The organism is Pseudomonas sp. CMR5c, assembly GCF_003850545.1.
Classification (GTDB): Bacteria; Pseudomonadota; Gammaproteobacteria; order Pseudomonadales; family Pseudomonadaceae; genus Aquipseudomonas; species Aquipseudomonas piscis.
Genome location: NZ_CP027705.1, coordinates 743,181 through 756,101, shown reverse-complemented (window position 1 = coordinate 756,101; position 12,921 = coordinate 743,181). Strand labels below are relative to the sequence as shown.

At 65.8% G+C, this 12,921-nt stretch carries 14 protein-coding genes; 7 read left to right on the top strand and 7 right to left on the bottom strand.

The features are described from left to right. The 3 genes from C4K40_RS03435 to C4K40_RS03425 are packed head-to-tail and all read left to right on the top strand — an operon-like array spanning nt 1 to nt 1,899. Nucleotides 1-885 carry a type II secretion system F family protein gene (locus tag C4K40_RS03435; RefSeq protein ID WP_053132211.1) on the top strand — a complete coding sequence of 295 codons (885 nt, stop codon included), beginning with the start codon at nt 1-3 and terminating at the stop codon, nt 883-885. A gap of 10 nt (nt 886-895) precedes the next feature. Further along, nucleotides 896-1,630, top strand: a complete 735-nt coding sequence (locus C4K40_RS03430) for a tetratricopeptide repeat protein (protein WP_022642083.1) — start codon at nt 896-898, stop codon at nt 1,628-1,630. Between the two features lie 2 nt (nt 1,631-1,632). Next, nucleotides 1,633-1,899, top strand: a complete 267-nt coding sequence (locus C4K40_RS03425) for a DUF3613 domain-containing protein (RefSeq protein ID WP_053132214.1) — start codon at nt 1,633-1,635, stop codon at nt 1,897-1,899. A 39-nt stretch (nt 1,900-1,938) separates the two neighbouring features. On the opposite strand, the gene C4K40_RS03420 is transcribed toward C4K40_RS03425, so the two are convergent. Together C4K40_RS03420 and C4K40_RS03415 are read right to left on the bottom strand one after the other, a co-directional pair. Next, nucleotides 1,939-2,721 (bottom strand): response regulator transcription factor, encoded by a 783-nt coding sequence (locus C4K40_RS03420; RefSeq protein ID WP_053132217.1) that lies wholly within the window; start codon nt 2,719-2,721, stop codon nt 1,939-1,941. Between the two features lie 123 nt (nt 2,722-2,844). Further along, entirely contained in the window at nt 2,845-3,312 is a 468-nt protein-coding gene (locus tag C4K40_RS03415; protein WP_053132220.1) for a prepilin peptidase, read from the bottom strand. A 74-nt stretch (nt 3,313-3,386) separates the two neighbouring features. On the opposite strand from C4K40_RS03415, the gene C4K40_RS03410 reads away from it, so the two are divergent. Continuing rightward, nucleotides 3,387-3,824, top strand: coding sequence for a TadE/TadG family type IV pilus assembly protein (locus tag C4K40_RS03410; protein WP_053132223.1), 438 nt, complete (start codon nt 3,387-3,389; stop codon nt 3,822-3,824). Beyond that, a complete protein-coding gene (locus tag C4K40_RS03405; RefSeq protein WP_053132225.1) occupies nt 3,821-6,586 on the top strand; it encodes an ATP-binding protein in 2,766 nt (921 codons plus the stop codon). Before C4K40_RS03410 ends, C4K40_RS03405 begins: the two co-directional genes overlap by 4 nt. Here C4K40_RS03405 and C4K40_RS03400 read toward each other — a convergent pair. From C4K40_RS03400 to C4K40_RS03380, 5 genes are all read right to left on the bottom strand, one after another. Next, a complete protein-coding gene (locus tag C4K40_RS03400) occupies nt 6,571-8,571 on the bottom strand; it encodes a pilus assembly protein TadG-related protein (RefSeq protein WP_053132227.1) in 2,001 nt (666 codons plus the stop codon). The two genes, C4K40_RS03405 and C4K40_RS03400, sit on opposite strands and share 16 nt — an antisense overlap. Before the next feature lie 155 nt (nt 8,572-8,726). Beyond that, nucleotides 8,727-9,284, bottom strand: a complete 558-nt coding sequence (locus C4K40_RS03395) for a DUF4136 domain-containing protein (RefSeq protein WP_053132230.1) — start codon at nt 9,282-9,284, stop codon at nt 8,727-8,729. A 32-nt stretch (nt 9,285-9,316) separates the two neighbouring features. Beyond that, the gene (locus C4K40_RS03390) at nt 9,317-9,943 is read right to left on the bottom strand and encodes a DUF4136 domain-containing protein (RefSeq protein ID WP_022642074.1); all 627 of its coding nucleotides are present in this window, start codon (nt 9,941-9,943) and stop codon (nt 9,317-9,319) included. A gap of 11 nt (nt 9,944-9,954) precedes the next feature. Continuing rightward, the gene (locus C4K40_RS03385) at nt 9,955-10,704 is read right to left on the bottom strand and encodes a methyltransferase domain-containing protein (protein ID WP_053132233.1); all 750 of its coding nucleotides are present in this window, start codon (nt 10,702-10,704) and stop codon (nt 9,955-9,957) included. Beyond that, nucleotides 10,701-11,006: a MazG-like family protein gene (locus tag C4K40_RS03380; RefSeq protein WP_022642072.1), complete on the bottom strand. Its 306-nt coding sequence runs from the start codon at nt 11,004-11,006 to the stop codon at nt 10,701-10,703. The genes C4K40_RS03385 and C4K40_RS03380 overlap by 4 nt, the downstream gene beginning before the upstream one ends. A 189-nt stretch (nt 11,007-11,195) precedes the next feature. Between C4K40_RS03380 and C4K40_RS03375 the strand changes: the two genes are divergently transcribed. Then, nucleotides 11,196-11,489 (top strand): hypothetical protein, encoded by a 294-nt coding sequence (locus tag C4K40_RS03375; RefSeq protein ID WP_022642071.1) that lies wholly within the window; start codon nt 11,196-11,198, stop codon nt 11,487-11,489. Between the two features lie 70 nt (nt 11,490-11,559). After that, nucleotides 11,560-12,906: an MATE family efflux transporter gene (locus tag C4K40_RS03370; protein ID WP_022642070.1), complete on the top strand. Its 1,347-nt coding sequence runs from the start codon at nt 11,560-11,562 to the stop codon at nt 12,904-12,906. Nucleotides 12,907-12,921: the final 15 nt, after the last annotated feature.

Below are 12,921 nucleotides of genomic sequence, written 5' to 3'. Positions count from 1 at the left end.
GTGTTGCTGCTAGCGGCGTTGCTGCTGTTCCTCGGGGCCGCGTTGTTGCTTGGCAACATCGTGCTGGAGCAACGCCGGCGCGAGCGCCAGGTCACCCAACGGCTGCTGGGTCACATGACCCGCGACAGTCGCCTGGGCAGCTGGCTGCGCCAGCTTGGCGAAAGCCGCTTCGGCCAACGCGCGGTGAGCATGGACAGCGAGACCCAAACCCTGCTCAACCGCCTGGGCTGGCGCCGCGCCAACCAGCGCTCGCTGTTCGCCGCCCTGCAACTGGCCACGCCGCTGGTGGTGGTTTGCCTGACCCTGTTCATCCAGGAAGTGGCCTACCCCAACGCCACCAACAAGTGGCTGCTGCCGATGCTCTCCGCCGGCGCCGGCTACCTGCTGCCCAAGCGCGCCCTGGCCTACTTCGCCCAGCGCCGGCAGAAACACATCGCCCTGGAGATCTCCACCTTCATTCCACTGCTGCGCATCCTGTTCGAATCGGGCATGGCCGTGGAACAGGCGCTGCGGGTGCTGAGTACCGAGGCGCAGAAACTGCTGCCGGAGCTGACCCATGAGCTGCGCTTGATCCTGGCACGGGTCGACTCGGGCCTGGAGCTGGGCCACGAACTGAACCAGACCGCAATGCTGTTGGCGGTGGATGAGTTCACCGACACCTGCGTGATCCTCCAGCAACTGATCCTGCAAGGCGGCGGCGCGATGAAGTCGCTGCAAGCACTCAAGCAGTTACTGGATGACCGGCGCCTGACCCGCCTGCAGGAATACATCTCGAAAATGTCGGCCAAAATGTCGGTGGTGATGATGCTGTTTCTCTTCCCCGCCCTGTTGATCGTCCTGGCCGGGCCAGGCTTCACCGCCATCGCCCGGGCCTTCGCGTCCTAGAGGAAACCTGATGAAACCACTGATCGCCATCGCCTGCCTGGCACTGCTGGGCGGTTGCGCCAGCAACGGCCAGGCGCCCTGGACGGCCCTGACCAGCTCCAGCAGTTGCGCCAAGCTCAGCTCTGAACAGGAACTGACGGTGAACCTGGCCGACGACATGACCAACGATGGCAAGCTGTACGCTGGCCTGGCCAACCTGCAGAGCCTGCCGGACAACCTGGCCGAGGTCCGGGTGCGCAAGGCCCGGGTCTATCGCTTGCTGGGCCGCAGCGAAGCCGAGCCGCTGTATCGCAGCCTGCTGGGGTCATGCCTGGCGGCCGAAGGCGAACACGGCCTGGGCCAGCTGGCTGCCGCCCGGGGCGACAACGGCCAGGCCCAGGCGCACCTGCAACGGGCCGCCAGCCTGGCGCCGACCAACGAGAAGATCCGCAACGACCTGGGTGTGGTCTACCTCAACCAGCTACGACTCGAAGACGCCCGCTTCGAGTTCCTGACCGCCATCGAGCTCCAGCAGTCCGATCCCTTGGCGGCCATCAATCTGGTGACCCTGTTGCTCTACCAGGACAACTGGCAGCAGGCCTCGCAAGTGGTCAGCCGCGCACGCCTGAACCCACAGCAGTTCGCCCAGGCCCAGGCCCGCGCCGAAGAACTCAAGACCTCCGGAAAACCCGTCGCCAAGGTGACCCAGGTGGCCAGTGGCGCGGCCAGCCTGCAACCCGCCGCCATACCCGCCAAGGAGCGCTGAAGATGAAACTGTCCATGCTCTGCTGCCCCCTGCTACTGGCCCTGCCCCTGGCGGCCCAGGCCATCGACCCCGGCCCGGCCTCGCCCCAGCAGCAGGAGACCGAAGGCTGGCTGCTGCTGCAAAGCCGTAACCTGCAAGCCTCGCCACAGCCACAGACCGCCACCGCCCGCGAACAGGAACTGGCGCTGCAACGCTGGCTGAAGAAATACCAGTACGAGATCCCGGACTTCTACGATCCGGATGCCGGCGGGAAGATCAATAACAAGTAGCTGGCAAGGCATCGCCTGGCGCCGCACAGGCGCCAGGGATCAGTGCTCGGTGACGCGCTGGCGCAGGCCCGAATTGCTCGGCGACAGGGCCAGGGCCAGTTGCGTGCGGTTGTGCATGTGGGTCAGGCGCAAGACCTGGGAAACATAGAGCTTGACGGTGTTCTCGGTGATACCCAGCTCGCAGGCGATCTGGTAGTTGGTCTGGCCCTTGCCCACCAGGCGAGCCACGTCCAGCTGGCGGGGCGAGAGCTGGTGGAAGATCGTCGGGATCTCGACGGTATCGGCATCGGCCCCTGGCTCACCCTGGGTTCCAGGGTCGGCTGGGCTGCGCCGGACCTTGTCCAGGTCCTGGTAGAGATCGTCGATGGACTCCGAAAGAAACTGCAGCTTCTGGTTCAGTTGCCCCAGGTGCAGGTTCTTCTGCTGCTCCTGCAAGGCGGCCTCCTGGCGCCGCAAGCCTTCGAGCAGCTCTGCCAGGTCGATGGGTTTCTGGTAGTAGTCGGCCACTCCTACCCGCAGGGCCTTGATCACATCCTGCTTGTCGGATTGGCCAGTGAGCATGATGGCCTCGAACACCCGGGGCTTGCCGGCGATGCGTTGCAGTTCCTGCACCAGCTCGATGCCATCCAGGTCGGGCATGTGCAGGTCGAACAGCACCAGGGCGATCTCCGGATCCCTGGCGAAGCTGTCCACCGCATCGCGGCTGGATTGACAAGGCACGCAGCGATAGCCGCTGCCCTCCAGGAACTCGCAGAGTTCCTCGACGATCAGGGGTTGATCGTCCACCACCAGCACTTTCATCTGTGAAGTGAGCTTGTTCACGTGTTACTCCGTGCGGGCCCGGCGCCGACCGGCCACTCCTGTGTGCCTCGCATGATCCAGGCCGCTGAACTAGAACCTAGACCTACTTTCCGACTATGTACATAGCGTTAAACGGCCCGGCGACTAATGGGCCACCATCACAGTTAAGACCATTCCAGCCAGGACAAAAGGCGCGAAGGGATATTTTTTTGACGGCTGCGAAGGCTCCTCCCGGACAGGAGGCCCAAGTGCCTGTCTGGCCAACCTGCAAAGCCGGACAAACAACCACCAGAGTCCGCTGCATAGCCCGGCGCCGATGAACGCGCCCAGCAAATGCTGGAGATCGGAGGCCAGGCCCAGGGCCGCCATGAGTTTCACATCCGCCGCCCCCATCTTGCCCATGGCATAACCGGGCAGGGTCAGCGCCAGGGCCACCACCAGGGCCCAACCCCCTTCGGCGGGCGGTGCTCCCAGCCAGGTGCTGCCGGCCCACGCCAGGTACAACGCCGCCAGCACCACAGCGCCCAGGGTCAGGATATTGGCGATCCGCCGTTGGCGCAGGTCCTGCAACGCACAGAGTGCCAACCAGCTCCACAAAACCAAGAAATGCATCGGCCAGAACAGTCCCTTTCGGCGGTTTGATCCTATGCTCAATGGACATAGTGGTTGTCAGGGTAGACGCACTCATGAAACCGGGCCTCCCTAGAAAACAGAAAGGCGCTGCGGCAATCGAGTTCGCGGCGGTTTTCGTGATCTTTTTCGCGGTGTTCTACGGCCTGGTCAGCTACAGCGTGCCGCTGTTGATGATGCAATCCTTCCACCAGGCCACCGCCGAGGCGCTGCGCCAGGCCGTCAAGGTCGACCCCAATACGCCCAACTACGCCACCACGGTGCAGAACCTCGCCCTCGGCGTGGTGCAGGCCCAGACCAGGTGGATTCCGCCCGTCTTCAACTTCGGCGCCAACGACTACAGCGCGACCTACAGCGGCGGCGTACTGACCGTCAGCGTGAGCTATCCCATCAGCAAGCTGAACCGGGTGATGCCCCAGGTGGTGCTGCCGGTGATCGGCCCGGTGCCCAGCCTGCCCAGCAGCCTGTCCGTTCAATCGAGCCTGCAATTTTGAGTCCCGGCGACAAGCTCTTCGGGCGTTTCCTCGGCCGCCCGCCAGCGGCCAGCGACCCTGCGCCAGAGCCCCCTATCCAGAACAGCGGCTTGCTGCTGGTCCTCGATGCGTCAGCAAGGGTGCTGAGCATCGCCGGGCCTTTGCGCCACGCCCTGGCACAGTTGCCGCCCAGGGCCGAGCCGACCCGACTGGTCGACTACGTGATACCCGCCAGCACCCAGGCCCTCGAAGGCGGTCCCGCCGACTGGAGCGGCCAAGTGCTGGACCTGCAATTGCGCGGGCTCGCCGGCCAGGTCCTGTACCTGCGCGGTTGGGTCCAGCAGCAAGGCGCAAACTGGCATATGCAATTGCTGGACATCGGCGACCTGGTACAACAACGCCAACAGACTCTGTGCCGCGAGCGCAGCCAGATCTTCGCCGCCCAGAGCAGCGAACAGATCCGCCAATGCAGCCTGGTGCGCCTGCCGGAAGTACTGCACGACCTGCTCGCCGACCTGGCCCATGCCTGGCATATCCCCTGCCTGGGCCTGGCCTTGCTGGACGAACAGGAACAGGGCTGGATGATCCACAGTTGCTACCACGCCCACGACGCCCCGCACCTGTGGCAGGACGGCCAGCCCCTGGGCAGCGGCCTGGACAGCCTAAGCGGCAACACGCCACTGCGCCTGAACCAGATCCACGGGCTGAACGAACACCCACGCCTGCAAGGCATCTTCGCCCACCGCGAAGGTTGGCTGGTGCCCTACCGCGACGACCATGGCGTAGCCGCCTGGCTGCTGTGCGGCGGCTACGCCGTCCAGCGCCAGGCGCCGGAGTTGCTGGAGCGCGACTGGCTGATGCTCACTGCGGCCCTGGCCGGACCACTGCTCGGGCGCCTGCGCGAGCACCGCCATCATTTGCAGATGGAGCGCCTGGATGCCCTGCAGGGGTTGCTGGGTGCCGGCTGGTGGGAGCTGTTCCCGGCCACCGCCGAGGTGCAGCTGGCCAGCCAACTGGCCGCCAGCCTGCACTTGGCCGAGGGCCATGACCGCCTGGGCCTCGAGGCCTGGCTGGAGCTGTTCCACCCGGCCGATCGCGCCGAGTTGGCCAGCCGCCTGCAAGCGTTGCAATTGGGCAAGCCATTGCTGCTCAGCGTACGCCTGCACCATGGCGATCCTGCCGGCGCGCCACTCTGGTATCGCCTCCAGGGTCAGGTCCTGGGTCGGGGAGAGAGCCAGCGGCTGGTGGGTTTCATGCTGGATATCAGCGACATCAAGAACCAGCAGCAACAAGCCGCCACGGCCCACGCCCGGCTGGACAACCTGATCGCCAGCTCGCCGGCGGTGATCTACGTCCAGCGCTACGTCGAAGGCGCGCTGCAACCCAGTTTCTTCAGTGCCAGCCTGCAACCGCTGCTGGGCTGGGGCCTGGAGGACTGCAACGACGGCAAGCTGGTGGAACGGGTGCATCCCGAAGACCACGACCTGTACTTCCAGCGCTGCCGGCAGTTGCTGCGTGAAGGCAACGTGCATACCCGCTACCGCCTGCAAGATAGCCATGGCGCCTACCATTGGGTGCTGGACGAAGCCCGACTGCTGCGCGACGACCTGGGCCTGCCGGTGGAAGTCGTGGGCCTGTGGCTGGACGTCACCGAGGCGACCCTGGCCGCCGAGCAGGTCCGCCAGAGCGAGGAGCGCTACCGGATCCTGGTGGAAGACTCGCCGGCGATGATCTGCCGCTACCGTCCCGACCTGACCCTGACCTTCGGCAACCGGCCCCTGGCGGCCTACCTGGAATGCGCCGCCCAGGACCTGCCGGGCAGCAACCTGGGCCAGTGGCTGTCCGCTGAGCAGCGTGAGGGCTTCGAGCGGCGGATCAAGCTGCTGAGCCCGGAATACCCCGTGAGTACCGCCGAGATCAACTTGCAGCTGCCGGGCCGCGAGCATGCCTGGTGGGTGTGGTCCGATCGCGGGGTGTTCGACGAGCAGGGCCAACTGCTGGAGGTCCAGGCCGTGGGCCGCGACAACACCGAGGTGCGGCGCTCGCAGCAACAGCTGACGCAAAGCGCGAAGATGGCCACCCTCGGCGAAATGGCCACCGGCCTCGCCCACGAGATCAACCAGCCGCTGAACGTGATGCGCATGGCCATCGTCAACGTGCTCAAGCGCCTGGGTAACGGCGACGTGCAAATCGACTACCTGACCGACAAGCTCAACCGCATCGATGCCCAGGTCCAGCGCGCGGCGCGGGTGGTGGATCACATGCGGGTGTTCGGCCGGCGCTCGGAGGTGGAGCAACAGCCCTTCAACCCGTCCCAGGCCATCGAGGGCACGCTGTCGCTGCTGGCCGAAGGCATGCGCGGCAAGGGCCTGGACCTGCGGATCAGCGAGCTGGGCTTCGAAGTCCAGGTCATGGGGTTCGTCGACCAGCTCGAGCAGGTGCTGATCAACCTCTTGGTCAACGCCCGGGACGCCCTGCTATCCAGGCGCCAGGCCCAGGGCGACTTCAAGCCGTGGATCTCGGTGCATGGCCAGCGTGACGAGCAGTGGGTGCGGTTGTGGGTCGAGGACAACGGCGGCGGTATCGACCCGCGCCTGCTGGAACGGATCTTCGAACCCTTCTTCACCACCAAGCCGGTGGGCGTGGGCACCGGGCTGGGCTTGTCGGTGAGCTATGGGATCATCGAGAACATGGGCGGACGCCTGAGCGTGACCAACGGCCCGGACGGCGCGCGCTTCTGCATCGAGCTGCCGATAGTCCCGGCGGATCAGATCACCAGGTAGGCCTTGCCGGTCTGGCCACAGGTCAGGTTGGCGCCGACCTCGACATCCATGAGGTTGACCCCCAGGCCCGACAGCAGGTTGTTCAGCAAGGGATCCAGCAGCGGGCTCAGAAGCCCGGTGATCACCGGCGTCAGCAAGTTGGTGACCCCGTTGATGGCTGACGCCAGCCCCGTGACTATGGATCCCAGGGGGGTTCCGTTGACCGGTTTGTAGACCACCAGGTTGATGCCTGCCAGGGTGCCGGCCAGGCTGCCGATCACGTTGCTGGTGGGCGCCGCCGTCTGGTAGCTCGGGGTCTGGTTGACGTTGGGCGGTACCGGATAGGGCGAGGCCGAACTGGAGTACACCAGGTCCTGGTTACTTTGCCCGACCTTGGAATCGACCATGATCGCGATCCCACCGCCGGCGTAGTGCACCACCGGATCGCAATGCCCCGGCAGCACCAGCAGCTGATAACAGGTGCGGATGCCCAAATCCACCAAAGGTAGCGGTGTCACCGTGGGCTCGGCGGAAGAAGAAAAGGCATTGGTGGGATCTATCTTGCCGACCTTGAGGTCGGCCAGGGAGCTGGTGGTGTGCACGCTCAGGCTCTTGGTCCCGCTATTGCCATTGACCGGACAGCTGTAATCGGTGACGTAGGCGACCGCCCCGCCGGCATCCAGGCTCAAGTCGATCTCCGATGACGGCGCCAGGTCGGGATACAACTGCTGGCACCCCGCCCCCAACAGGCACAGTGCCGAGCCCAGGGTCTGCACCAGGTTCAGGCTCAACAGGCTGTTGAGTACCGGCGTCAGCGGTGCCACCAGGTTACCCACCGCGGCACTCAAGCCCGAGACCAGCGGCAGCGACAGGTTGACCCGGACCAGGGTGCGTATCTGGGCGGTACGCACGTAGATCCGGTTGGGCCCGGTAGGGTCGGCCTTGGCCAGGGCCGGATTGCCGACGGCCGATAATTGTGGTGGTTCGATGACCTTGGTCTGCACGCTGATGTTGGCCAGCCCCAGGACGTTGATCGGCACCGTCGCAGCCACCGCACTGTTGCTGTTGGATAGCTGGATAAAGGCCTGCAGCAGCTGGAACAACTGCACACTGGCATTGAGCGCCGTGCTTGGCAGGCCGGTCTGCAGCTTGAGGATATCCCCCAGCTTCAGCGGTGCGGCATTGAGCGCGGCGATCTGCAGGTTGCCCAGGGCGGTGAGGATGTCGGCCGTCGCGCCGTTGGCCTGGACCACGGTGATCGCCGCCTGGATCAGCTTGGTCAGGGTGGTGGTGGTATTGAGCAACTGGGTGTAGTTGCCTGCCGCTACGTTGAGATTGATCGCCAGCTGGTCGAGGAAGCTCAAAAGGTTGATGTTGGTATTGAGCAGGCCGTTCCAGCCCACGGCCGTGAGGTTCAGGCTGCCGCCCAGCAAGCCGCCCACCAGTGGATTGAGGATGCTCGACTGCGCGGTGCTGACCGTGCCCAGGGTACTGCGGATGCTCAACTGCGCCACCGGCGGCGTCGGCGCCGCGGCCACTGCCGTGGCACTGAGCTGGGTGGTGAGGTTGATCGGGCCCGGAGAGAACAGCGCGACGACTCCAGCGGCCACGCTGATGGGTACGGTGTTGCTGACGATCACTCGTACCGCCACCGCTTGCGTGGGATTGACGGTGAAACTGCGCAGGCCGTTGGCGCCGGTGACCAGGGTGCCGCAGCTGGCGGCCAGGGTGCTGCTGCCGGCAGTAGGAGTGAAGCCGTTGCGAGTGGCGTTCTGGTTGGCATAGGCGGCGGCTGTCAGGCCGGCCTGGCAGGTGCCACCGCGACTGACCGCCTCCAGGGCCGCATTGTCGGCGACCCGTTGCAGCTTGCGTTGTTCCAGGTACAACCGGCCGCTGTCCACCACCAGCAGCATGAACACCAACGCCAGGCCGAAGGTGACCGCCGCCATCAGGCCGATGGCGCCACGCTGGCGGGCAGGACCGGAAAACCGCTTGAGGGGAGACATCGAGGCACTCCTTTACCGACTTGCAACCCTGGGGCTGCCTCCATCGATGCCAAGCAGTGTAGTCAAGCTCCGCCGCCAGCGCTGGCAAGGTGCCAGCCCGGCTGACTGACGGCGCCGCGCCCCGGCGCCCGGGGCGACGCCAGGACGCCATGGGTCTAGCGGGGCGGGTAGTTCTGCAGGATGCGCGTCACCGTGGCACGCACTGCCGAGGCCCGGTCGGCGGGGTTGGGCGAGCTGCTGAGCAACTGCTCGTCACTGCCGCGCCATACCAGCTTGCCGTCCTTGCCATCGAGCAGATCCACCTGGATGGTCGCCACCTTGTAGGTGATGTTGCGGGTCTCGTTGTACGCAGGCCCACCCCAGTAGCCATTCCACGGGCCGCCCCAACCGCCGCCATAGTTGGTGGTGACCTGCTGCTGGCGATCCTCGACGATCAGGTAGGCCTGGACATCCAGGTCAGCCCGGGCGCTACCTCGAGCCGGACGCAGGCCGCGCTGGTCCAGTTGCTCGGCCACGGCCTGGCGGATGCGCTGCTCGGTGAGATCGCTCCTGATCCGCGGATCATCGGGACGGTACTGCAGCGCGGGTTCCTTCCAGCTCCAGCTGCGATAGGCGCCAAAATCCCTGCTGGCGTCGAAATCATGGTTCACCTGGTTGGCGGCACAGGCGCTGAGCAAGGCAGCACAGGCCAGTAATGCGATTCGATGGAACATGTCGTATCTCCGCTTGAAATCAGGACACCGGCCTAGCTGGGAGGATAGGCCGCCATGGCCTTCTGCACCGCTTCGCGCAGTGCATCGGCGCGCTCGCCCAAGGAGCCTTTGCTGCTGGTCTCGGCACTGGCGCTCCATACCGGCTGGCCATTGCCGGCGTCGTACAGGTCGACCCTGACCACCACCACTTCCACTTCGTAGGTACGCACCACCGGTACGCTGCCGTACATGCCGTAGCCCGGTCCGTAGCGGTGATAACGATCGTAGCGATCGTAGCTGCCGTAACCGCCATAGCCGTAGTCCTCCTGGACCTGGCGCAGGCGTTTTTCCAGGCGCAGGTCGGCGCTGACCCACAGGTCCGCCGGGCGGTTGCCATGCAATGGGCGCAGACCTCGCTGGTCCAGGGCGCCACTGACCGCCTCGGCGACCTGCGCCGAATCGGCCCAGGCCGAACCATTGGGCAGGCGGCCGTTGAGCCAGGCCCAGCTACGGTAGCGCCCGTAGTCCCGGGGCGCTGCCGGATAGGCGCTGCGGTCGAAGGTCGTGGCCGCCTGCGGTGGCGCCGGCGGCAGCGGCCTGGAACTGGCGACATAGGGATTGCTGCCTTGGCAGGCGGCAAGGGTCGAACACAAAAACAGCAGACCCAGGCGGCGTTTCATCGAGTACTCCGTCAGACCGGCCGGCACAGCCAATGCAGATAACGCCCAAGCCCGGCGAAACTTGGGTGTCGGCGATGAGCCAGTTCCATCTCCAGCAGATCCGTCAGCTCGGCACGGGACTGGAATTCCACGGGCATGTAGTCGTGGAACACCCGGACCCCGCTCTGGACTTCGACCCGCCACTTGCCATCAAGTTGCGCCGCCAGCTCGCGAGGATCAAGCGGTTGTTGCGGGGTCAGGCTCTGTTTCTCTCCCGCCATGTCGTTCTTGCGCAACTTGCGAAAATGCCCCTTGAGCAAGTTGCGATAGACCAGCGCATCGCGGTTGTAGAACGCCAGGGACAACCAGCCATCGGCGGCGGTCAGCTGGTGCAGCACCGGCAGGATCGAATGGGGTTCGGCCAGCCACTCCAGCACCGCATGGCACAGCACCAGGTCGTAGGACTCGGTCAATTGCCCCAGCAGGTCCTGCCAGGGCGCCTGGATGAAGGTGGCCTGCTGGCCGGCCTCGGCGAACCGCTGACGGGCCCCTTCGAGCATCGGTGCGGCGGGCTCGGCCAGGGTCACCTGGTGCCCGTACTGGGCCAGCCACAGGGACATGTGGCCCAGGCCGGCGCCGATATCCAATACCCGCAACGGCCGCTCAGGCAAAGCTTCCTTGAGGTCCGCCTGGAGCACCGCCAGGCGAATCGCGCCCTTGGCGCCGCCATAGATCTTCTCGGCGAAGCGTGTGGCCAGCTGGTCGAAATGCCGATCGCTCATGGGCAGAACCGCCGTTCGCTGTCCGCCAGCTTGCTGCGCACCACCTGGTCCATGTCCAGCCCCAGTTCGCTGCACAACAACAGCAGGTAGAGGACGATGTCGCCGACTTCCTGCCCGGCATGGGCCAGCTTGTCCGCCGGCAACTGGCGGGACTGGTCCTCGGTCAGCCACTGGAAGATCTCCACCAGTTCGGCCATCTCGACGCTGGCGGCCATGGCCAGGTTCTTCGGGCTGTGGAATTGCCGCCAGTCGTTGTGGTCGCGGATGGCGTGCAGGCGTTGGGTGAGTTGCTCTAGGTTCATCGGGGTCTCCTGAAGGCCTATAGCTTCCGGGGGTTGGGCAGCGGACGCAAGCGCGCTTTCATCCGTCCGCGTGCTGCTCCAGAATGCGCACCACCGGCCAGCTTCTATGCTGATGGGGAACTCATCGCCAGCGTTGGCGGCCCAAGCATGAGCTCGGCTGACGCGCCCCTCTCTGATCAGGAAATGCACATGCAGGTAGAAAGCTTCTTCGGATGGCTCGGCCAGGCCATCGGCTCGGCCATTCGTTTCATCGTCGACCTGCTGGGCGGGTTGTTCAACACCCTGACCCATGCCGGCGGCAACTTCGTCGATGGCCTGGCCCGGGCACTGGGCATGGACACCTCGATCGTCAGCATCATCGGCCTGATCATCGGCCTGGTGTTCCTCTACTGGGCGATCCGCGCCTTCATGCGCGCCTCGATCCTGCTGGGCATCATCTGGCTGGTGCTCGGTCTCTGGCTGCTGAGCTGGATCATCCACTGACCCCGACGGCGCCGGGTCTCGGCGCCAACAGGCTGCGCGGCTACAACGCCGGCTCACGCAAGGAACACGCATGCCCCCCCTGATCACCGATTGGCGTCACCGCCCCACCCATCGTCGCGTCTGGGCCCTGGCCGCGCCGATGATCCTGTCGAACATTTCCGTCCCTCTTGTGGCCCTGGTGGACAGCACGGTGGTGGGCCACCTGCCCCACGCCCATCAACTGGGCGCAGTGGCAGTGGGCGCCAGCCTCTATACCTTCCTCGCCTGGGCCATGGGTTTCTTGCGCATGGGCTCCACCGGCTTCGCCGCCCAGGCCGCTGGCCGCAGCGACGGTGCGGCGCTGCGGCAGATCCTGCTCCAGGGCTTGTTGCTGGCGCTGGGCCTGGCCCTGCTGCTGGGGATCATCGGCGTGCCCCTCAGCGGCGCCGCATTGCACCTGATGCAACCCTCGGCGGACCTGGACCAGATGACCCGGGCCTTCTTCCATACCCGCCTGCTGGGCCTGCCCGCGGCCCTGGCCAGCTTCGCCCTGGTGGGCTGGTTCCTCGGTACCCAGAACGCCCGGGCGCCCCTGGCCATCCTGCTCAGCACCAACCTGGTGAACATCGCCCTGAACCTGTGGTTCGTTCTTGGCCTGGAATGGGGCGTGGTGGGTTCGGCCCGGGCCTCGGTGCTCGCCGAGTGGACCGGGGCCCTGGTGGGCCTGGCCATGACCCGCCCGGCCCTGCGTGCCTATCCGGGACAGATCGCCTGGGCGGCCCTGCGCCGCTGGCAGAGCTGGCGCCCGCTGCTGGCGGTGAACCGCGACATCTTCATCCGCAGCCTGGCCCTGCAGTCGGTGTTCTTCCTGATCACCGTGCAAGGCGCCCGCCTGGGGGACGCCACGGTGGCGGCCAACGCCTTGCTGCTCAATGGCCTCTTGCTCACGGCCCACGCCCTGGATGGCCTGGCCCATGCGGTGGAGGCCCTGTGCGGCCATGCCATCGGCGCCCGCGACCACCGGGCCCTGCGCCGCTCGCTGGTGGTCGCCGGAGGCTGGTCGCTGTTGGCGAGCCTGGGCTTCACGGTGCTGTTCCTCTTGGCAGGGCATCTGTTCATCGAGATGCAGACCGACATTGCCGACGTGCGCCAGACGGCCTTCACCTACCTGCCCTACCTTGCCGTACTGCCGCTGATCGCGGTCTGGAGCTACTTGCTGGACGGGCTGTTCATCGGTGCGACCCGGGCCCGGGAAATGCGCAACGGCATGCTGCTCACCGTGCTCCTGCTGCTGCCTTGCGCCTGGGCCTTGCAGGGCCTGGGCAATCACGGCCTGTGGCTGAGCTTCCTGCTGTTCATGCTGTTGCGCAGCCTGACCCTGGGTGTCTTCGCCTGGCGCCTGGAGCGCAGCGATGGCTGGTTCGCCAGGGCTCATTGAGAGCCAAACGCCAAG

Bases quoted from the DNA above. Each gene is read 5' to 3' on its own strand.
- C4K40_RS03370 (WP_022642070.1), top strand. From the start codon at position 11,560: ATGCCCCCCCTGATCACCGATTGGCGTCACCGCCCCACCCATCGTCGC.
- C4K40_RS03410 (WP_053132223.1), top strand. From the start codon at position 3,387: ATGAAACCGGGCCTCCCTAGAAAACAGAAAGGCGCTGCGGCAATCGAG.
- C4K40_RS03380 (WP_022642072.1), bottom strand. From the start codon at position 11,006: ATGAACCTAGAGCAACTCACCCAACGCCTGCACGCCATCCGCGACCAC.
- C4K40_RS03400 (WP_053132227.1), bottom strand. From the start codon at position 8,571: ATGTCTCCCCTCAAGCGGTTTTCCGGTCCTGCCCGCCAGCGTGGCGCC.
- C4K40_RS03395 (WP_053132230.1), bottom strand. From the start codon at position 9,284: ATGTTCCATCGAATCGCATTACTGGCCTGTGCTGCCTTGCTCAGCGCC.
- C4K40_RS03390 (WP_022642074.1), bottom strand. From the start codon at position 9,943: ATGAAACGCCGCCTGGGTCTGCTGTTTTTGTGTTCGACCCTTGCCGCC.
- C4K40_RS03375 (WP_022642071.1), top strand. From the start codon at position 11,196: ATGCAGGTAGAAAGCTTCTTCGGATGGCTCGGCCAGGCCATCGGCTCG.
- C4K40_RS03425 (WP_053132214.1), top strand. From the start codon at position 1,633: ATGAAACTGTCCATGCTCTGCTGCCCCCTGCTACTGGCCCTGCCCCTG.
- C4K40_RS03430 (WP_022642083.1), top strand. From the start codon at position 896: ATGAAACCACTGATCGCCATCGCCTGCCTGGCACTGCTGGGCGGTTGC.
- C4K40_RS03415 (WP_053132220.1), bottom strand. From the start codon at position 3,312: ATGCATTTCTTGGTTTTGTGGAGCTGGTTGGCACTCTGTGCGTTGCAG.
- C4K40_RS03385 (WP_053132233.1), bottom strand. From the start codon at position 10,704: ATGAGCGATCGGCATTTCGACCAGCTGGCCACACGCTTCGCCGAGAAG.